Source organism: Ensifer sp. NM-2 (genome assembly GCF_003024455.1).
Lineage (GTDB): Bacteria > Pseudomonadota > Alphaproteobacteria > Rhizobiales > Rhizobiaceae > Ensifer > Ensifer canadensis.
Genome location: NZ_PVZR01000023.1, coordinates 100,093 through 120,172, shown reverse-complemented (window position 1 = coordinate 120,172; position 20,080 = coordinate 100,093). Strand labels below are relative to the sequence as shown.

At 59.1% G+C, this 20,080-nt stretch carries 19 protein-coding genes and 1 pseudogene; 15 read left to right on the top strand and 5 right to left on the bottom strand.

Going from position 1 to position 20,080, the window contains the following annotated elements; genetic code table 11:
• Nucleotides 1-1,067 (top strand): Gfo/Idh/MocA family protein (locus tag C6558_RS31820; protein WP_107028142.1); only part of this gene is annotated, 1,067 nt, incomplete at its 5' end.
• Between the two features lie 146 nt (nucleotides 1,068-1,213).
• Here the strand turns inward: C6558_RS31820 and C6558_RS31815 are convergent.
• Nucleotides 1,214-2,227 carry a septal ring lytic transglycosylase RlpA family protein gene (locus C6558_RS31815; RefSeq protein ID WP_082523795.1) on the bottom strand — a complete coding sequence of 338 codons (1,014 nt, stop codon included), beginning with the start codon at nucleotides 2,225-2,227 and terminating at the stop codon, nucleotides 1,214-1,216.
• Nucleotides 2,228-2,778: 551 nt separating this feature from the next.
• Here C6558_RS31815 and C6558_RS31810 point away from each other — a divergent pair.
• A complete protein-coding gene (locus C6558_RS31810) occupies nucleotides 2,779-4,857 on the top strand; it encodes an OmpA family protein (protein ID WP_107028139.1) in 2,079 nt (692 codons plus the stop codon).
• A gap of 340 nt (nucleotides 4,858-5,197) precedes the next feature.
• Here C6558_RS31810 and C6558_RS31805 read toward each other — a convergent pair whose 3' ends face one another.
• A complete protein-coding gene (locus C6558_RS31805; RefSeq protein WP_057211074.1) occupies nucleotides 5,198-6,088 on the bottom strand; it encodes a LysR family transcriptional regulator in 891 nt (296 codons plus the stop codon).
• Nucleotides 6,089-6,191: 103 nt separating this feature from the next.
• Here C6558_RS31805 and C6558_RS31800 point away from each other — a divergent pair, with 103 nt between their 5' ends.
• Nucleotides 6,192-7,379, top strand: a complete 1,188-nt coding sequence (locus tag C6558_RS31800; RefSeq protein WP_057211071.1) for an MFS transporter — start codon at nucleotides 6,192-6,194, stop codon at nucleotides 7,377-7,379.
• Between the two features lie 339 nt (nucleotides 7,380-7,718).
• A complete protein-coding gene (locus C6558_RS31795; RefSeq protein ID WP_371412315.1) occupies nucleotides 7,719-8,555 on the top strand; it encodes an alpha/beta fold hydrolase in 837 nt (278 codons plus the stop codon).
• 114 nt (nucleotides 8,556-8,669) lie between these two features.
• Here C6558_RS31795 and C6558_RS31790 read toward each other — a convergent pair whose 3' ends face one another.
• Nucleotides 8,670-9,569: a LysR family transcriptional regulator gene (locus C6558_RS31790; protein WP_057211067.1), complete on the bottom strand. Its 900-nt coding sequence runs from the start codon at nucleotides 9,567-9,569 to the stop codon at nucleotides 8,670-8,672.
• Between the two features lie 120 nt (nucleotides 9,570-9,689).
• Here C6558_RS31790 and C6558_RS31785 point away from each other — a divergent pair, with 120 nt between their 5' ends.
• From C6558_RS31785 to C6558_RS31775, 3 genes are all read left to right on the top strand, one after another.
• The gene (locus tag C6558_RS31785) at nucleotides 9,690-10,622 is read left to right on the top strand and encodes a VOC family protein (RefSeq protein WP_057211065.1); all 933 of its coding nucleotides are present in this window, start codon (nucleotides 9,690-9,692) and stop codon (nucleotides 10,620-10,622) included.
• A gap of 135 nt (nucleotides 10,623-10,757) precedes the next feature.
• Nucleotides 10,758-11,447, top strand: coding sequence for a hydrolase (locus C6558_RS31780; protein ID WP_107028138.1), 690 nt, complete (start codon nucleotides 10,758-10,760; stop codon nucleotides 11,445-11,447).
• A gap of 73 nt (nucleotides 11,448-11,520) precedes the next feature.
• Nucleotides 11,521-11,808, top strand: a complete 288-nt coding sequence (locus tag C6558_RS31775) for a XapX domain-containing protein (protein WP_107028137.1) — start codon at nucleotides 11,521-11,523, stop codon at nucleotides 11,806-11,808.
• Nucleotides 11,809-12,233: 425 nt separating this feature from the next.
• Here the strand turns inward: C6558_RS31775 and C6558_RS31770 are convergent.
• Nucleotides 12,234-12,493 (bottom strand): annotated as a pseudogene (locus tag C6558_RS31770) (nucleotidyltransferase); the annotation flags it as partial.
• 43 nt (nucleotides 12,494-12,536) lie between these two features.
• Between C6558_RS31770 and C6558_RS40535 the strand changes: the two are divergent.
• The gene (locus tag C6558_RS40535) at nucleotides 12,537-12,683 is read left to right on the top strand and encodes a hypothetical protein (protein WP_156407922.1); all 147 of its coding nucleotides are present in this window, start codon (nucleotides 12,537-12,539) and stop codon (nucleotides 12,681-12,683) included.
• An 88-nt stretch (nucleotides 12,684-12,771) separates the two neighbouring features.
• Here C6558_RS40535 and C6558_RS31765 read toward each other — a convergent pair whose 3' ends face one another.
• On the bottom strand, nucleotides 12,772-14,004 hold the full coding sequence (locus C6558_RS31765) for an NAD(P)/FAD-dependent oxidoreductase (RefSeq protein WP_107028136.1): 1,233 nt from the start codon (nucleotides 14,002-14,004) through the stop codon (nucleotides 12,772-12,774).
• 632 nt (nucleotides 14,005-14,636) lie between these two features.
• Here C6558_RS31765 and C6558_RS31755 point away from each other — a divergent pair.
• From C6558_RS31755 to C6558_RS31725, 7 genes are all read left to right on the top strand, one after another.
• Nucleotides 14,637-14,969, top strand: a complete 333-nt coding sequence (locus C6558_RS31755; RefSeq protein ID WP_057211180.1) for a GYD domain-containing protein — start codon at nucleotides 14,637-14,639, stop codon at nucleotides 14,967-14,969.
• Nucleotides 14,970-15,827: 858 nt separating this feature from the next.
• Nucleotides 15,828-16,301 (top strand): nuclear transport factor 2 family protein, encoded by a 474-nt coding sequence (locus C6558_RS31750; RefSeq protein WP_082523610.1) that lies wholly within the window; start codon nucleotides 15,828-15,830, stop codon nucleotides 16,299-16,301.
• A 3-nt stretch (nucleotides 16,302-16,304) separates the two neighbouring features.
• The gene (locus C6558_RS31745; RefSeq protein ID WP_025429587.1) at nucleotides 16,305-16,886 is read left to right on the top strand and encodes a TetR/AcrR family transcriptional regulator; all 582 of its coding nucleotides are present in this window, start codon (nucleotides 16,305-16,307) and stop codon (nucleotides 16,884-16,886) included.
• Nucleotides 16,883-17,278: a helix-turn-helix domain-containing protein gene (locus tag C6558_RS31740; RefSeq protein ID WP_107028135.1), complete on the top strand. Its 396-nt coding sequence runs from the start codon at nucleotides 16,883-16,885 to the stop codon at nucleotides 17,276-17,278. The genes C6558_RS31745 and C6558_RS31740 overlap by 4 nt, the downstream gene beginning before the upstream one ends.
• A 230-nt stretch (nucleotides 17,279-17,508) precedes the next feature.
• The gene (locus C6558_RS31735; RefSeq protein WP_128090479.1) at nucleotides 17,509-17,841 is read left to right on the top strand and encodes a hypothetical protein; all 333 of its coding nucleotides are present in this window, start codon (nucleotides 17,509-17,511) and stop codon (nucleotides 17,839-17,841) included.
• A 37-nt stretch (nucleotides 17,842-17,878) separates the two neighbouring features.
• A complete protein-coding gene (locus C6558_RS31730) occupies nucleotides 17,879-18,697 on the top strand; it encodes an LssY C-terminal domain-containing protein (protein ID WP_199197075.1) in 819 nt (272 codons plus the stop codon).
• A 103-nt stretch (nucleotides 18,698-18,800) separates the two neighbouring features.
• Nucleotides 18,801-19,877 carry an AI-2E family transporter gene (locus tag C6558_RS31725; protein ID WP_057224345.1) on the top strand — a complete coding sequence of 359 codons (1,077 nt, stop codon included), beginning with the start codon at nucleotides 18,801-18,803 and terminating at the stop codon, nucleotides 19,875-19,877.
• The last annotated feature ends 203 nt before the right edge of the window (nucleotides 19,878-20,080 follow it).

The window sequence follows — 20,080 nt, the reverse complement described above, 5'->3', positions numbered from 1 at the left end:
TTGTTGGAACCGGCGGCATGGCCAACAGCCATGCCCAAGCCTTCGCTCAGATCGAAGGCGTGGAAATGGTGGGAGCGGTCGATGTCGACCCCAAGCGCGCCAAAGGCTTTGCCGAGAAACACGGCATCGCCAATACGTTCACCTCGCTCGACGACGCCATTGCCTGGGGCAAGTTCGATGCGGCGACGAATGTGACGCCCGATAAGGCGCATCACCCGACGACACTGGCATTGCTTGCCGCCGGCAAGCACGTGCTGTGCGAAAAGCCGCTGGCGGAAAACTACGCCAAGGCGGCGGAAATGGCCGATGCCGCCGAGCGATCGGGGCTGGTGACCATGGTCAACCTGACCTATCGCAATGTCGCGCCGCTGCAAAAGGCGCGGGCGATGGTGCTGGCCGGCGATGTCGGCCAGTTGCGCCATCTGGAGGCGTCCTATCTGCAGAGCTGGCTCGTCTCCAAGGCGTGGGGCGACTGGGCGACGGAATCGCAATGGCTCTGGCGGCTGTCGACCAACCACGGCTCGAACGGCGTGCTCGGCGATGTCGGCATCCATATCCTCGACTTCGCCGGTTATGGCGCCGGCACCGACGCTGAGCGGATCTTCGCGCGGTTGAAGACCTTCGACAAGGCGCCGGGAAACCGGATCGGCGAATATGATCTCGACGCCAACGACAGCTTCGTCATGACGGCCGAGTTCAGCAACGGCGCCATGGGCGTGATCCATGCCAGCCGCTGGGCCACCGGCCATCTCAACGAGCTGCGGCTGCGGCTGCATGGCGACAAGGGGGCGATCGAGGTTGTCCATACGCCCGATGGCTCGACGCTTCGCGCCTGCCTCGGCACGGATGTTGAAACGGCAACCTGGCGTGATGTCGGTGCCGGTACTGTTCCGACCAACTACCAGCGCTTCGTCGCCGCGGTTCGGGATGCCAAGACGGTCGAGCCCGGCTTCCGCCATGCGGCGAACCTGCAGAAGGTGCTCGATCTGGCGATGGAGACCGAGGCGGAAAGGCGCGAACTCGGCGCCGTGCATGCCCAGCGCTCCAACAATCATGCGTTCGGTTAACTCGACGGTCGCCCGCTTCCGCCCGGATGTCGCCTGCGGGCGGTCACGCCATGTCTGGATGAAGCCCGTTTGGCAATGTGGTTTTGGGCATGTTTGAGCTTTGCGGGTCGGGTGCAGTCATGTCTCCGGCCTGTTTGTGCGGCACGTTATGACCTGCTGGCCCTGATGTTGTCCGCTTGACCCGATCCTACCACGTTGACGCGCTGTTGGTGCGCAAGACAACGAGAGCGGCGTCGCCTTATAGAGATCACACCGATCAGACGCCGATCGCGATCCCAACCCGGCAGAGGGATAACTTGAATCTCGCACATGTCGCGCGCACCGTCATCAATGTCCTTGTCCAAGCAATATTTGACATCTGCATCGCCGCCCAGGCCGCCGGCCCAGGCGTATTCGGACGGCCGTTCAAATGTAACGTGGCCGATCTCAGGCAACATCGGCCAGAGGGGCTGACCGTCGCTCCGTGAATGGTCGCCCTTCGCCTGCTTCGACGCCACCAGTAGGCCGGTTGCAATCTGAGGCTCCGGATTGACGGCCGGGAAGCGATCACCTTTCTTCACAAAGGAGGCCATGAGATAGGGCATATCCTGTCCGCCCAGGCGGGCGCGGCCCACATACTGCACCTGAACGGCGCCCGTGCCACGGGGCTTCAGGTCCAGCAGTTCGGCTGCCTTGCTGGAAACGTCGATGATGCGACCCCGATGAAACGGACCGCGATCGTTGACGCGCACGATGAGCGAAGAACCGTTTTCAAGATTGGTCACCCGCACATAGCTGGGCAAGGGAAGGGTCGGATGCGCGGCGGAAAGGTGATCCGGATCGTAAATTTCGCCGTTTGCGGTCCGCCGCCCGCGAAAGGCCGGGCTGTACCAAGAAGCGACACCCTTCTTGTCGTAGTTCGGGTCTTCCTTCGGATAATAACGCTTGCCTTTGACCACATAGGGCTTACCGACCATATAGCGGCCACCACCCTTGCGAATATTCTTGCCGTAGGCGCCCCGCGTGCTCGCCTTCACGCCGTGTACAATTTCGGAAGTATATCCATTGCTGCGGTTCTTGTGCGGCGCTTGAGTGGATGTACAGGTAGCACAGCTGGCGCAGACCATCGTAATCGCCAGCCATCGCAAGCCTTTGACAGCCGCCCTTACATCAATAACCATCCGTCCAACGCCGGCGACAGCCACCCGTGCATCTGCCGCAAGTCTCGACACGAACGCTCATATCGGCCAGGCGCTCGCAGTCCGCTGTGCATCGAGTCGAGGGACAGACGGAATTGAGCTGAGGCACTTGTCGTTACCTTGCAGCAGTCTGAGGTGAGGGCCATTATCGCTCCTTCCGTGAGATAATTGTAGAATCGGACCCGAAGCCAAAGGTTCCATTATTGTACGTGAATATATGCCACACCCTCTGCGGGTCGCTGACAAACCCACCGCGGACGCCGATCCACAGCACTAGCAAGACTGCCAGCTCACCTCCTTGACCCCCATGCTTGCGAGTCTCTTTTCGGCGTAAGTCGGTCAGGAATGGGCCAGCAAGCGGAACCGATCGGCAGCTGCGGCGTTGGGACTAGTGTTTGGCTGACACAAAAAAGTCGGAACCGCGGGCGATGGCCCGTTGGGAGTTCGCGAGCGGGCGCGCCGCTCGACCGACTTTGATGCGGGGCGATACGCGCAACTGTCGCGGGGACCTCGCAACAAGACGAAGGAAGATCATGTCGATTCGATCCAAACTTTTCGCAACAGTGGCCTTGCCCGTTCTCTCCGTGTCATTCGCAATTCAGCCGGCGCTGGCCGAGAGCCTGATGGCGCCCTTCCAGGTGGCGCAGCAAGGCGCCGACCAGCAGTCGCCCGAGGACCAGCTGTTGCTCAAGAAGCGCAAGAAGCAGCATGCCGCCGAGGAAGGGCAGACAGAACAGCAACAACCGCGTGTCGAAGAGCCGCAGCGCCAGGTAGAAGAGCCTGTGCGCAAAAAGCGCAAGCAGCAGGCGGACGGACAGCAGCCCAGCACCGAGGAAAACGCGCCGCAGCAGGTTGAAGAGCAAGCGCCCGTGCGCAAGAAGCGCAAGCAGCAGGCCCAACAACAGCAACCCGCCGTAGAGGAAGGCGCTCCGCAGCAGGCTGAGGAGCCACAAACTCCTGTGCGCAAGAAGCGCAAGCAGCAAGCCGAAGAACAGCAGCCCGCCGTAAAGGAAGGCGCTCCGCAGCAGGCTGAGGAGCAACAAACTCCTGCGCGCAAGAAGCGCAAGCAGCAGGTCGAAGAACAACAGCCCGCCGTAGAAGAAGGGGCTCCGCAGCAGGCTGAGGAGCAACAAATTCCTGTGCGCAAGAAGCGCAAGGAGCAGGTCGAAGAACAGCAGCCTGCCGTAGAGGAAGGCACCCCACAGCAGGCCGGGGAGCAGCAGATACCTGCGCCCAAGAAGCGCAAACAACAGGCGGAAGGACAGCAGCCCGTTCCGGGGTCCGAACAACCCGCAACGGCGGAGCAGCTCCAGGGTGAAGCGCCTCGGGCCAGGTCCGCTCCGATCGTCGTCGACAGGCGCACGAAGGAAGAGAAGCGCAAGATAGCACAGGATCCGGCGGCGACCGATGAGACCGTAGTGCTTCCGGTCGATAACGGCGCGGCTGTGCTCGACAGCGACAAGGACGCCGACAATGCCGGTGGCAACCGGGGGCGCGAGGCTCGGCGCAAGCAGCGCGAAGAGCTGCGCGTCCAGGAGCAGAACATAGCGCCGCCGACCGACGACGCCGCGGCCCAGGCGGAGATTCCAGCCGAAGTGCGGCAGGCGGCCCCGCAGAGGATCGAGGCCGCGATCAAGGAAGAAGGCCAACGCGTCGAAGCGGCGCCAGAGTTCACGGTTCCGGAGACGACGAACATCGTCAATAACACGGTCATCAACAACACGGTCATCAACAACACCACGAATAATGATGTCACCGAGGTGCAGGTGGTCGAGAGGATCGACGATCGCGTCGTCCTCGGCGTCGGCGACCAGTTCTTCGTGCGTGGCGACGATCGGCCAAGGCTCCGCCGCGATTCGGAGGAGACCTACTACGATCAGTTGGCGCGCGGCCGCGTTCGTGAAACGATCGTCCGCCCGGGCGGCTATCGCATCGTCACGGTCTACGACCGGTACGGCAACATCCTGCAGCGGTCGCGCGTCGACCGCGACGGCAACGAGTATGTGCTGATGTACGCGCCGGAATATCAGGAGGAACGACGTCCGGCGATCTTCGACGTCGGCTACGAATTGCCGCCGATGCGCCTGGCGATTCCGGTCGACGACTACATCGTCGACTACGCGGAGGAACCGGATCGGGACTACTATGAATTCCTGTCCGAGCCACCGGTCGAACGGGTCGAGCGGGTCTATACGATCGATGAGGTCCGCAATTCGGCCCGTCTCCGTGACAAGGTCCGACGCATCGATCTCGATACGATCCACTTCGTGACGGGGAGTGCCGAAGTGTCGATGTCGCAGGCCAAGACACTGCGCAAGGTTGCGGACGCGATGCAGAAAGTTCTCGACAAGGATCCCGGTGAGACCTTCTTCATCGAGGGGCACACGGACGCCGTCGGTTCCGACCGCTCGAACCTGGTACTCTCCGATGAGCGTGCCGAGTCCGTCGCAGTCCTCCTGACCGAGGTCTATGGCATCCCGGCGGAAAACCTGGTCACCCAAGGCTATGGTGAGCGCTTCCTGAAGATCGGCACGCAGGAGCCCGAGGAGGAGAACCGCCGCGTGACCATCCGCCGCGTGACGCCGCTGGTGCGCCCGGTCGCCCAGCGGTAACGGAAATCTGACGCGCCATGACATCGAAGGCTCTTCACGAGAGCTAACTGCCTCGAAAGAAGGTCTCAGCGGCTTTTGTTGTCACTGAGACCTTGGAGATTGTGGCGTGTTCCAGCGGTATTTTCTCAAAACGCATAGCATCTGGATTAGTCCCGGCGCTGCGGAAGGCATCGACGAAAACGACAGCGGTTAGTGTTGAATCCCGAAGGCTTGCTGTCCTGAATTCGACGTGTTGGGGCAACTCGCCTGCAGAACCAGTTGAGATTTGCGTGCGTCGACCGCCGTTGGCAGAGAGCTCTGTGGCGCACAAAGAAAAGGCCGCTTCGTTCCGTCACACGCTCTAACGAGCATTGGTCTCCGACTGCAATGCAAGGCTCAGAGCGGAGACGAACACGCGCACTTTGGGCAGGACGTTCCTGGTGGTCGGGTAGACTGCCCAGATCCCAATTTCTTCAGGAGTGGCGTCATCGAGGACCACGCGCTGCAGCCGCCCTTCGAGTACGTCATCGGCGATCGCCCATTCGGAAAGCAGGGTGATCCCAGCCCCGGCGACACAAGCAGATTGGCATCCAGCGATGCTGCTCGAAGAAAACCGAGAGCCTATGCGAACATGGGTTTCGGAGCCACTGGCGACGAAAGTCCAATGCGTGACTCCTGTCATAGGAAGGCAATCATGGTGAGCGAGGTCATCGATGGAACGCGGCATCCCACGCCGCTCAAGATAGCCCGGCGAGGCAACAAGCGTTCGTGGGTTATCCGCAAGTTTTTGTGCGATCAGGCTGCTGTCCTTTAGACGCGCGATGCGGATTGCCAAATCGGTTCCGGTAGCAGTCAGGTCAGGCAGGCGGTCATTCATATCCAGGGCAATCTGCAGTTCTGGATTAGCCGCAAGGATAGCTGGGACCAGCGGAGTCACAATCTTCACGCCAAATACGATTGGCACCGAGACGCGAAGAAGCCCCGCTGCGCCAAGCGTGTCCGCGCGAACCTGTGCGCGGCCTTGATGTTCATTTTCAATGATGGCCTGAGCGTACGGAAGGAAAGTTTCACCTTCGGGCGTCAGCGACAGTGACCGAGTCGTCCGGTGAAGCAAACGCACGCCAAGCGTTGCTTCCAGCGCGGAGAGGCGCCGTGTCGCCGCCATCGGCATTAAACCAAGACGGCGCCCTGCCTCGGATATGCTTCCGGAAGAAACAGCGCCCACGAAGACCTCGATGTCGTCAGTGTTCATTATAACGGGTTTCGATAAACAGGCTCAACATTAGCCAATACTACAACGGAAGGCGATGCAAAGCTACATCTGTCGCGATCTCATAGCTTGAAAGGCTCCGGAAATGACAATCACGACCGTGAATGCAAAAACGCCTACGGGATTGAGTAGAGTTGGCTTGCTCGCCATGGCCACCGCCAGCGGCATCGCTGTCGCCAACATCTATTACAATCAGCCGATGCTAGGCATCATCGAGGCCGATTTTCCCGGCCAGTCCGCAACCGCTCTAGTACCGACCGCCACCCAGTTGGGATACGCTCTCGGTCTCTTCCTTCTTCTGCCTCTTGGCGATCTGGTCCACCGACGCAAGCTCATCATTGGACAGTTTCTGATCCTTGCCATCGCCCTGTCCCTAGCCGCTGTTTCCTCGTCCGCGTGGATATTGGTCGCTAGTTCCCTTCTGGTTGGAGCAAGCTCGACGGTAGCGCAACAGATCGTTCCCTTCGCGGCTTCATTGGCACCTGCTGACAAGCGCGGGGCGACCATCGGAACCGTGATGGCGGGCGTCCTGTCGGGCATTTTGTTCAGCCGAACCCTATCTGGTTTTGTCGGCGAACATGCCGGCTGGCGCGAGATGTTCTGGATTGGCGTGCCGATGGCCTTGGTGGCCGCCGCGATGATGTTCGCGACGCTTCCAGATCATGCTCCCACGTCTCGTTTGCATTACCGCAACGCGATCAAATCGCTGGGGCACCTCTGGACACATGAGCCATCTCTTCGGACAGCGACCCTCGTACAAGCCGCCCTCTTCGCTTCGTTCACCGCGTTCTGGACCATACTTGCGCTATATCTTCAGGGCCCGAGCTTCGGCCTTGGTGCCGATATTGCCGGGCTTTTCGGTATCGTGGGAGCGGTCGGCGTTTTCGCTGCTCCGGTAGCGGGTCACATTGCCGACAAGCGTGGACCGCATTTCGTTGTTTGGCTTGGCGCGGCCTTGACTGTCGTGTCCTGGATTATCTTTGGAGCATGGGCTTCGATCGTGGCTCTCATCGTGGGCGTCATCGTCCTCGACTTCGGCATTCAGGGCGCATTGGTCTCCAATCAACACATTATATATGCACTCAATCCGGATGCACGAAGCCGCCTGAACACGATCTTCATGACTGGAATGTTTCTTGGCGGCGCGACGGGATCGGCACTTGCTTCAGTTGCCTGGCAAAATGGCTCTTGGCTCGGTGTGAGCCTCGTGGGCGGTGTCTTGCCGCTACTCGCTTTGGCCGTAAAAGCGCTTGGTCGCTCACCTCAATTGTAAGATCAAAATCAACGTTGTGCGAGCATCAACGCGGGAGGATGGTGCTCATCGCCCTCCATATTATTTCAAAGGATGCAATGGAATCGAAACGATTGCTGCAATTGTTGTCACTCCGGATTGGTGGCAATTTCCCTTCGTCAGACGAACACAGCGTCGGCTGAGGGCAAAAGACAAAGATCGCAGGGCGCGAATATGACTGACAAATTTCTTCCCATGACGCGCCGCGGCGCGCTGCTTTCCGGAGCGGCTGCCGCCGCCACCATGGCACTCTCCACATCATTCAGCTTTGCAGGCAACGCTGCTGCTTCCACCGCCAACTCAATCGAAGGGGACAATGCAATGAGCACCATCACCACCAAGGACGGCGTCGAAATCTTCTACAAGGACTGGGGCCCGAAGGATGCGCAGCCGATCGTATTCCACCACGGCTGGCCGCTGTCGTCGGACGATTGGGATGCCCAGATGCTGTTCTTCCTCGCCAACGGCTACCGCGTCGTTGCCCATGACCGCCGGGGCCACGGCCGTTCGGCGCAGGTTTCCGACGGTCACGATATGGATCATTACGCCGCAGACGCCTTTGCGGTCGTCGAAGCCCTCGACCTGAAGAACGCCGTTCATATCGGCCACTCCACCGGTGGCGGCGAAGTCGCCCGCTATGTCGCAAAGCATGGCGAACCATCCGGCCGCGTCGCCAAGGCCATCCTCGTCTCCGCCGTTCCGCCGCTGATGCTGAAGACTGAAATCAATCCTGAAGGCCTGCCGATGGAAGTGTTCGACGGCTTCCGCTCGGCGCTCGCCGCTAACCGCGCGCAGTTCTTCCGCGACGTCCCGGCCGGTCCCTTCTATGGCTTCAACCGTGACGGTGCGAAAGTCCAGGAAGGCGTGATCCAGAATTGGTGGCGTCAGGGGATGATGGGTGGCGCGAAGGCTCATTACGACGGCATCAAGGCTTTCTCCGAGACCGATCAGACCGAGGACTTGAAGGCGATCACAGTTCCGACTCTCGTCCTGCATGGCGAGGACGACCAGATCGTACCGATCGCTGACTCGGCGCTGAAGGCGGTCAAGCTTCTGAAGAACGGCACGCTCAAGACCTATCCGGGCTTCTCGCACGGCATGCTGACCGTGAATGCCGACGTCTTGAACGCTGACCTTCTCGCCTTCGTTCTGTCATGATGTAGAAGTTGCGGCCGCGGCAAAACTTGCCGCGGCCGCACCCACTTAATCCTATAAAACGCGTCAGATTCCATACTGCGAGGGGCCTCGCACGCGGGGTCATGAACCCATACCTCAGTCTAGCATCACCATCTGACCTGCCGCCTGCTCCTCGAAGAATTTCGAGAAAGACGCAATGCGGGGCGGCAATGCCTGATAGGGCGGGTAATAAAGCGTCAGCCACAGATCGGGCGGCGCCCATCCACGCAGGACGTGAACCAAGCGGCCTGTTTTCAAATGTTCCGAGACATGAAATCCAGGCAGCATCGCCACTCCGGCACCATCAGCTGCCATGTCAGCCAGAACCTCACCGTTGTTGGCACTGAACGCCCGGCCCGCCGAGATCGTTATGCTCGATCCGCCGTCCGACAAAACCCAGTTTTCCCGCCGGCTTTCGCCGCTATAGGCGAGGCAATCGTCGGGCGTCAGTTCGCTGGGATGCTGTATATCGACAAACCGGCTTCCGGGTGCGGCAACGAGAATGCGCGGCACGACCCGGATCTTGCGCCAGATGGTGAACTTATCCGATGGCTGCGAGGAAATGCGGATCGCAAGGTCGTAGTCGTCGTCGACGATGTTCACCAGACCGTCAGATAGCGAGATTTCAAAGCTCATTTTTGGATAGAGCTCCCTGAAGCCCGACAGGATCGGCGGGAGCACGGCCTTGCCGAACCAGGTCGGCGCGCTGATGCGCAACCGTCCCTGATCAGCCTTGTGCGCATTCATGACATCCCGCCGTGCATCTTCAAGCGTCTTCACGGCCGGCTGGATCTGCGCGGCGAAAATCGCTCCGTCAGTTGTCAGCGAAACCTGCCTTGTCGTGCGCACGAAGAGCTGCACGCCAAGTTCGGCCTCCAGCGCAGCGATGGCACGGGTCACGGCTGCCGGCGTCATGTCAAGTTCGCGGGCGACCTGAGCGAAGTTACGTTTTTCGGCGGCGAGTAGGAAGGTTCGGAGGGCTTTGTAGTCGTTCATCTCGATTATTTCAAAAATAGCAATTCAATCGGAAGAAATATTGCAATTCCGCGAATCCATCAACCCGGTTACATCTTTCTCCATCGAAACGGACAAAGCCAACGAAGAAAGGCACCGGCCATGATCAAGGATATCAAGGGACTGCATCACGTTACCTCGATGGCGTCGGATGCGCGCGAAAACAACAAGTTTTTCACCGACGCCCTCGGACTGCGCCGCGTGAAGAAGACCGTCAACTTCGACGATCCCAGTGTCTATCACCTCTATTATGGTGACGAGAACGGGACGCCCGGCACGGTCATGACCTACTTTCCGTTCCAGAATATGATGATTGGCCGCCCAGGTGTGGGCGAGGTGGGCGAGACCCAGTTCTCCATCCCCAAGGGCTCGCTCGGCTTCTGGAAGGATCGCCTAGTTGCCAAGGGCGTCGGTGGATTGGAAACAGACGCAGCGTTCGGCGCCAACCGCCTCCGTTTCATCGGACCTGATGGCGACGGGCTCGCCCTGGTCGAAACGGCCGATGACACCCGTGCCCCCTGGATCGCGGAGGGCATCTCAGACCAGACGGCCATTCGCGGCTTTGCCGGCGCCCGCTTCAACCTGCATGATACGGCGGCCACGGAGGAACTGCTTGGTTTCATGGGCTACCAGCGTGCCGAGACCGAAGGCGACGTGACCCGCTTTATCATCCCCGGCGGCAACGGTGCCGATACGATCGATCTAGCAGCGCTTCCGAAAACACCGTTTGCCCGCCAAGGTGCCGGCTCGGTCCACCATATTGCCTTTGCCGTCGACAACCGCGAGAAGCAGCTCGAAGTGCGCAAGGCGCTGATGGATACCGGCTACCAGGTCACGCCGGTCATCGACCGAGATTACTTCTGGGCGATCTATTTCCGGACCCCGGGTGGGATCCTGTTCGAAATTGCGACCAACGAGCCCGGCTTCGATCGTGATGAAGACACCGCACATCTCGGCGAAGCGCTCAAGCTTCCGAACCAATATGAAGCCTTCCGTGACCAGATCGAAGAAAACCTGGTTCCGCTTGCCGCATAGGATCCGATCTGAACCGGTCCCCTGATCAACACACATCTTCACTTTCGAGACGGCTGCCTGAGCCAGGCAGTCGACCGCCGAAGGCTTATCAATTTCAAACGCCACACCGCACCAGACATCAAAGGGAGAACTAAAATGTCCAAGCTCGAAGTCCTGACCCCCGTCAACAGCCAGCTCATTTTCATCGACCAGCAGCCGCAGATGGCATTCGGTGTCCAGTCGATCGATCGGCAAGTGCTGAAGAACAACGTCGTGGGCCTCGCCAAGGCCGCCAAGGTCTTCGATATTCCGACGACGATCACCACCGTCGAGACCGAATCCTTCTCCGGCCACACCTATCCCGAACTGCTCGCCGTCTTCCCGGAAAACGACATCCTCGAGCGCACTTCGATGAACTCCTGGGACGATCTGAACGTCCGCGATGCGCTGGCGAAGAATGCTGCGAACGGCCGCAAGAAGATTGTCGTGTCAGGTCTGTGGACCGAAGTCTGCAACACGACCTTCGCACTCTCGGCTCTCCGCGATGTTCCGGACTACGAGATCTACATGGTTGCCGATGCTTCCGGCGGCACTTCGGCCGACGCACACAAATACGCAATGGACCGCATGGTTCAAGCCGGCGTCATTCCGGTGACCTGGCAGCAGGTCCTCCTTGAGTGGCAGCGCGACTGGGCGCGGAAGGAAACCTATGACGCCGTCACCACGCTGTTGAAGGAGCATTCCGGCGCCTACGGCATGGGCATCGATTATGTCTACACCATGGTCCACAAGGCCGCTGAACGCGTCACGCACGGCAAGCGGATTGGCCCGAACCCGGCAAAGTAACCCAGCAAGAACAGCCGCTCCGCCAGGACAAGCCCGTCGGAGCGGCAATCTCATCTCAGCGAGGACGAATTCCATGAAACTCTATCTCATGTCCATCGGTGCCGGCTTGCTGGTCGGCATTGTCTATAGCCTCCTCAATGTGCGTTCGCCGGCCCCGCCGGTTGTCGCCCTGGTTGGCCTTCTTGGCATCCTCGTTGGCGAGCAGCTTGTGCCTTTTGCCAGAACGCTGTGGAGCAAGGAGCCCGCCGCCGTTTCCTGGATCAACCAGATCAAGCCGCACATGTTCGGTCATATGCCGAAGGGTGGGAACCAAAATGACCTCGCTGCGGCTCGTCAGGTCCAGGTCAAGTCTGATCGCTGACCGCCAAGAGGAGAGTAGCATTGCGGTTCGCGGCGACACCTAGCCATTGCCCAATATCCAGGGACCGCTCACCAAACGGCGCGATGGCCGAGATAGGTCGCTACGACTTTGCCGTCCTCGATGTCGAGCGCGGCCCCACTGTAGTTTGCTGCCGGCTCCGCAACGCAGCGAGCCTGTCAGGCAGAGGGGAACCTGAAGACGAGGGCCTATCGCGACGTCGCTGGCATCTGGACGGCTACGGCCCCTCGGGTCGCTGATCTCAGGTGAATTGAATTGCGGGTATGTCGTTCGCAACCACAGGCATTCCGACTTTGGCCTCTCCATGAAAAGCTTTCCACCAGTTCAATTAGAAGCCGCCGCGAGGGATCACCTTTTATCGCGCGGTGACGGAGGAGAGGGCAAATTGCGGTGACGGAGACGGAGTTTCAGGAACTACCCTTTTCGCGCAGCAAGGTTGAATTGTCCGCCCGTTCGAGCTTAGCGAGGTGTTCCGCGCAGATTGTTTTGACCGGATCGTAGAGAACGGAAGTTCGAGCGGTCAGCCATGCCATTGCCTCCTCGCTGATCTCGTAGTGTCCCGAGTAGCGGGCTTTCACATACGCCTCATTCAGCGTGTTGAACCATGACTGCGATGTTGATCCCGAGGTCAGGCGTCCGTCAGGCGCACATCCTGACCCTCAGCCAAAGGGACCCATTGCCCCGACCGCGATCATTTTGGAGCGGTCAACATGACCAGGACAATTGCGGTGAGAAACGGGCTGATAGACAGCAGCGCAATGATGTACGTCCCGGCAAACAATACATCGATCGCCAGGTGGCTCGCGCCCATCGAGCGCTACTTGAGAGAGGTTCGGTCGGTCTCGCCGGAGTTCTGAAACTCCAACACGGCGTTCCGAGGAGGGGCCCACCCCTTCACAAGGGCCCCTGTAACGACGCTTGCCATGCAGATGCTAACCAATCGAATTAACTCGCCGATCTCTTGGCGAGATGGTTCACCAACCGTGCTGCTTCCTCAGCAACCCCAGGTATAACTCCCGACTTCCGAGTCGAGGCAAAATCGAGGCCGGAAAAATACAGTCCGGGAACGAGTCCGATCCCCTCCTCGTGAATAGGCTGGCCGTCGTCGTCGATGGTGTCCGGGACTTTGATCCACCGGAAATCGCCTCTGAAGCCTGTGCACCAGATTACCGACGCTATGCCGCTCGTCGCCAATTCGATTGAGCGGATCGGTGGATCGGCGAGGCGTGGGGCGATCACCTCGGCAGGATCATCCTCGGCAGGCGGCGCGTTCAGCCCGGCGCGCCCGATGTAAGCGTCAATAAGGCGCTTGACGTTGGCTGAGCTCTCGTCGGCAAAACGCATGTGCTCATCCAGGTTGTCGCCGAATACCAGGCTGCCATTCGTCATACCCAAGAAGCGACCGAGCAACACGACCCCCTGGGCGCTCAGCGATTGCAGGCTGATGGTGTGGGTGGCACCAAGCAAGCCTCGCGGCGGCAGCTTCCCCGATGGCAGGATGATTTCCCTGCGCGGTACGTCGAAATAGCCGGACAGGGTCATCCAATTGAAGATGTCGCCGCCGCGATAATAGCGGACCAGACGGCCGACTCGGCTCGTCGCCAGAAAGACCGAGCGTCCCGCGAGTGCCAAGTCCTCGGCAATCTGGCCGCCCGATTGACCGCTGCCGACTACAAGAACAGCACCTTGTTCCAACTCGGCTGCATTGCGATAGGCCGAGGAATCGAGTTGGCGGACCGTTGCCGGCAGTTCCGCCGACTCAGGCGACCGTTTCGGACAGTTCAGGCTACCGCTCGCGACGACGACGTTGCGGGCCTGAAAGACACCACGCGGTGTCGTCACAAGAAAGAGTTCGTCATCTCGGGACAGTTCCTCTGCTGGAGTCCCGGTTATCACCGGCAATTGGTGCCGCTCAACATACTTCTCGAGATAAGCGACAAATTGATGCTGTGTGCTGGCACCCCAGGGATCAGGCACGTCATGGGAATCACCGGGCAGCAGCGAGCGAATGTTAGGCGAGTTCAGACGGAAGGAATCCCAGCGCTGGGTCCGCCAGGTTTCTCCGATGCAGCCTCGCTCAAGCACCTGATGATCGCGACCTTGCTGCTTGAGTAAATAACTGATCCCAAGCCCGGCCGAGCCCGCTCCGACGACAACCACGTCAAGTATCCCCGCCATGGCACATCCTCCCAACAAGACGGCATCGTAGGAATCGAAGCGCGACGGCCCCGGATCAACGTTCAGGCGGACCTGCTGGCGGTGCCGCCATCTGCCTGGTCCTGGATGACGGTAACATGGATTCGATCAACTCTAAGGAGAAAGGCGTTGTTCGTTTGTGTGCCCGCAGGCCAGCAGCATCCCCAAGTCTCAACGACTGAATGCGGGAAAGCGCGCCGTTATCCCATGCTCGTTCCTGGGAGCAGACCCGAGGCTACGCCCTCAGCAAGGAAAGAAGTTTCACTGCCTGGCAGAGCTGTCGGATGAGATGATCGATGAGGCCCTCGAAATCGCTGTCGATGCGCCCTCGAACAACACGCTTCGCTCGATTTGGAACTTCGGTGGCAGGACGCTATATGCCAGGGGAATCCCTGCTAAACGGTCCAACGCCTTAACGTGCAACCGCTTCGGATGCGACGGCTGGTAGTGCCGTCATTTCAAGGCCCGCCGCGGTGGCGATCATGCTCACTGTGCGTCGCCGAATTGTGCGTGACCAATCTAGCGCTCTGCAGCTCAACGCTCGTCTAACGCCAAGTTTTTTGAGATATTGAGTATGGCAGGTCACCCGATCTGCCCAGTTGAGGGAGGATGTCATGCCACTGTTCATAACCACAGGGTGCTATACAACCACGTCAGCGAAGGGAATGATTGACAGTCCATCGGACCGAGAAAAGGCGGCCCGTGGCATCATGGAAGCAGCGGGCGGGAAACTGCATTCTTTCTACGTTACGACGGGTGAAACCGACTGGATGGCAATCACGGAATTCGACGATGGCGCTGACGTGGTCCCCGCACTTCTCGTTGTCAGCGCATCGGGAGCTGTATCGAATGTAAAAACCGTGCGAGCCTACACGGGCGCGGAATTCCAGGCTGCGCAAGAGAAGGCGGGCAAAATCGCATCTTCCTATGGGCCCCCAGCAAAATAAGCAGGCCGCTGGTTGAAACGTTTTTGGCAGCGGAACCTCCGCTGCCAGAAACGAGGTGCATTTTCCCCAATGTAGACGCACGTTCCTCCCCGCCACAGTACATTGCCGCGCTTTGGTGTTTTGTACTTGGCGACAACGTTCACGTGCTCGCTCGCGATGGTGACTGGCACGCCCTAGCCATATTCGCATGTTCCGCCCGGACAGGGAGCGGATTATCGAAGCCATGCACCCTTATCGCCATCAGTCGCCCCCTGGATGTCATCTTCGGATGCGGAGAGCTGATACGCACGATCCTTCTGAGCTGCGCGTAAGCGACCGCCCACTGACCAGCAGTGATATAGCGCAGGGCGGTGATGAGAGGCGACGACGCGCGGGACAGGAGGTATGTCTCCGGGCTCGTCCGAAATCTGTGCCTACCTGTTTTTGAACTGATGTCGCTATCCCCGATCTGTCGCACACACGGCTTGGCGCTGGATCCTTCGATTGTCTGCTGCAGCGTCTCATGAAGCGAAAGCGGTCGATCGCCGAGCGAGTTCTTTGGCCAGCCGAGACCACCGAGAGCGAGACAAAGATGCTTTATTACGCGGTGGTGGCGGCCTCAGACGTCGAGCTTGAGACAGTCTTTCGTGAACTCATGCACTGAGCGGACAAACATCTAGCAACCGGCCTGGCCACAACAGCTAAGATCGCAGCTCTCGGCGTGACGCGGACCCGGCAGTCTACGGCGCAACCTTTCAATTCGCACGGCAAAAACGGCCAGCGCCCAGCGTTGACCGTTGACGCTGCACTCAGTCACATGTACCGATTGACACACTGTTTACCGATCGGTACAGTGAAAGAAATCTGGAGATCATGACCATGACTGAACAACGCCCACCACTGCCCCCTTTCACCCGCGAATCGGCAGCGGCCAAAGTCCGAGCTGCAGAGGACGGATGGAACAGTTGCGATCCGCACCGCGTGTCCCTCGCCTACAGCGTCGACAGCTATTGGCGTAACCGCGCGGAATTTGTCCAAGGACGCGAACGTATCGTCGAGTTCCTGGCGAGGAAGTGGACAAAAGAACTCGAATACCGGCTGATCAAGGAGCTGTGGGCTCATGACGGCGACCGCATCGGGGTGCGCTTCGCCTACGAGTACCGCGACGACTCCGGGAACTGGTACCGGGCATACGGCAACGAAAACTGGGAGTTCGACGAAAACGGGCTGATGCACCACCGTTATGCCTGCATCAATGATCTGCCGATCGAAGAATCTGAACGCAAATTCTTCTGGGATCGGTCTGGGCCCAGGCCAGCGGACCACCCGGGACTTTCCGAATTGGGACTGTAGCACATGCCAAAGATCGTCGCCGAGCGCTCGGACGTAATCCCATCCCTCGCCGAGATCTTTCGGGAGTATGGCTTCGACGGTGCAAGCCTATCGACCATCACCGAAAAGACCGGCCTCGGAAAGGGAAGCCTTTATCACTTCTTTCCCGGCGGGAAGGAAGAGATGGCCGCAGCCGTGCTCGGCGAGATCGACGAATGGTTCGCGACGCAGGTCTTCGAGCCGCTAAGGAGCGCGGACGATCCGCGTTCCGCAATCACCAGCATGTGTAGCTCGGTTGCCGGCTACTTTCGCTCCGGCCGCCGTGTATGCCTCATTGGCGCGTTTGCACTGGACAACGTCCGGAACCGCTTCAGCGATCGGGTCAGGGATTACTTTGCCGAGTGGCGTGGTGCGCTCGCCTCTGCTCTTGAGAGGGCCGGATGCCCTGAACGTGACGCCCTTGCGCTTGCCGAGGAGACAGTAGTTGCCGTCCAGGGGGCCTTGGTGCTCGCCAGGGCGCTCGACGAACCGGAAGTCTTCGAACGAACCCTAGAGCGAATCCAGTCCCGGCTTATTGCGGCGACCGGTGGAGACGAGCAAAGATGAGGGATCGCAAAACAAACTCCGTCGTGCTCGCACCATGGCGGCTCAAGCGCGCCGTAGAGTTCATCGAAATGAACCTAGCGACCCCGCTTCAACTCGTAGACATCGCGCGCGCCGCGGGCCTCAGCCCCATGCATTTCGCTGCCGGCTTCCGGTTCGCGACAGGCCGGAGCCCGCATGCCTATCTGCGCGACCGTCGAATAGAGCGCGCGAAAACGAAATTGTTGAGCGACGACCTGAGCATCGACGAAATTGCGATTGATGTCGGCTTTCGTTCACAGACCCATTTTATCACAGTGTTCCGACGTCAAACGGGGCATCCACCCGCACGCTGGCGGCGTTGCAGCGCTTGCATCGGCGAGCCGTCCGAAGTTGTATGGCGGATGTCTCAGTAAGTGGCACACATACGAACTGCGCTCCGGTTATCGCTGCTCCAGTCTCGACATCAGCTCTCGCGCTGCGACAAGATCTGCTGTGACGGCTCATTCCATGAACCTCGAGCAGGCGTCAGCGAGCGCTTTGCTCCATCAAATGCCGGGACTAAACATCTCGCTTCCTTGCAGAGCTTCCAGGCTCTGCTCGACCTCAACGCGCAGCGCGCTAACGAACGATAGGTGCTCGCATGATGAGCCAGAAACGAATCTTCGGCCTCTCCACGGTCGCAACACTCCTGCTCGGCGCGGGCGTGGCGCTCTATGCCGAGCCGGGCGTTGCGGTCTCCAATCCAACGCAGGCCGGATCGACGACGGGCCGGATCAGCGATCCGGCCCCGCAACGGTTCGAGGTTGCTCAGGCCCAGACCGGCGGCGGCTCGACGCTGCCGGGCGGTGCATCCTCGCTCAACGAGACCCGCGCTTCCCCAAAGAACAATATCGTTTCGACGACATGTGGCGTAGAACTTAGCCTACAGCGTCTCTGTTCGGCCGGCGGGACAAGGTACGAGCAGCGAAGTCGATAGCGAACCAAGGTCCTGCACGGGATAAGAAATTTTGAGAATGCTTACGCGCCTTTTCCAAAGGTTTCTCATCTTCTGTCTGGGGGCAGTTAGCGTTTGGCTGATCGTCTTTGTCGTTTTTGACACTGCGGACCACAGACTTCCCTGGATCCTGGCGGTAGGTCTTACCTATGGGCTTGCTGCCTACGTCATTTTGCCAAACGTGGTCCGAATGGGCTTAAAGATTCTCCACCGGAGACTCATCCCTAGATACACTATCACTGGCGACGGCTTGCCCGGCGATCCAGTGAATCTCGTGCTGATAGGCACTCTTCAACAACTTTGCGATGCGTTTGCAACAGCGGGCTGGTCAACAGCCGACAGTTTGGGGGTTGCAAGCTCGTGGCGAATGGTACGAGCGTTTCTGCTCAACACTCCGTACCCGACGGCTCCTTTCAGCACGCTCTATCTCTTCGGACGAAAGCAGGACAGAGGTTTCCAGCAGCCCATCGACAACAGTCCGCGCAAGCGCCACCATATCCGCTTCTGGGCGCTGAGCACCGCCCATACGGGCGACGATATCACAGCAGCAAGCTTCTGGCTGAATACGGATAGGCCATCGACTGATCAGCGCGTCTTGTGGGTTGGGGCGGGCACCAGAGATACTGGATTATCGCTGACCAAACTGACGCTCCAAGTGACACACGCTACCGATTCAGATACGAATGTTGAACGAGATCACATAGTCACCCAGTTGAAGTCAAAGCGGGTGATCGGGGATGTCGTCTTGCATCAATCCGGCTCACGTCTACAGACCGGAAAGGTCAACCATTACATTACCGATGGTGAGATCGCCTTCGCCAGCTTGATGGATAATTGACAAGGAGGATCCTTACCTGCTCTACCCTCCTTGGATCCGAGGATCGATGCGCTGAGATCAGCAAAGTCCGGCAGAACTCGAAACAAGACTGCGCAGGGGTCCCATGAGAATTGTGCAACCAGCTACATTCTGGATTGCGGTTTCCGCAGTCGCCTTGGTTGCGCTAGTGCTTTTGCGCGAAATCCTGCTGCCATTTGTTGTTGGCGCATTGCTCGCCTATCTTCTCGTTCCCGCAGTCGACAGGTTAGAGCGGTTCGGGATCAATCGAAGTTTTGCAGCACTAGCCGTCATCTTGCCGCTGATCGTGGGTATTATCGCGGTCATGCTGGTTATGTTCCCGGTTATCATTGGTGAGCTGAGATTTTTTATTGATGAATTTCCCCGCTACATCACGCGTCTGCAATCCCTTATGACCGAAGCAAGCGGCCGCTGGATGCATGACATCATGGGTGAGAATCTTCACATCGAGCAATCTTCCGTCGACGTCGTGAGGGCGATGGGCAGCAAATGGCTCGACGGTTTCCTCAGTTCGCTGTGGTCGAGCGGACGAGCATTGATTTCCCTTCTTTCGCTCCTCGTTGTCACTCCAATCATCGCCATCTATCTCGCCATTGACTGGCACCGAATGATTGCGACAATTGATGGCTGGCTTGCTCCGGAGTACCGCGATGATGGTCGGGCGCTCGGGCGCGAAATCCACGATACTGTTGCCGGGTTCGTGCGCGGTCAGGTTGCCATCTGTCTCATTCTTGCCGTTCTTTATACGGCAGCGTTGAAGCTGACCGGACTCAACCATGCCATTTTGATTGGTATAGCTGCAGGCCTCATCAGTTTCGTTCCCTACCTTGGGGCAGCCACCGGTATCTTGATATCGGTATGCGTTGCGGTGGACCAGTTCTGGCCCAATTGGGCACCTGTCGCTGTTGTGGGGGGCATCTTCATTGTCGGTGAAATGCTTGCCGACTATGTTCTGTCCCCGCGCCTCATCGGCCGGCGCGTCAACCTCAATCCAGTCTGGATGATGTTTGCGCTATTCGCCTTCGGGTGGTTATTCGGCTTCATCGGTGTCTTGCTGGCGATACCTATTGCAGCTTCGCTGGGTGTGGTCCTGCGCTTCGCGAGACGGAAATCACTAGCAAGCGCAGGTCACAACGTTTTGAACAGTCCAGGTACTGAATAGTGAACCCATCACGCCGGCGACGCTTTTAGGCCAGCCTTAACAAGAGCGAGCAGCGCCACGCCCTCACCCATCAGGTCGGGTCACCATGAAATCATTCAGAGAGTCTGTCCCAAGCCGAGGACGATCCAAAAGCAGTTGCCGATTTCAGTGCAGGGATCGCAGCATATCAAGCCAAAGATCTTCCACTCGCCTTCAAAGAGTGT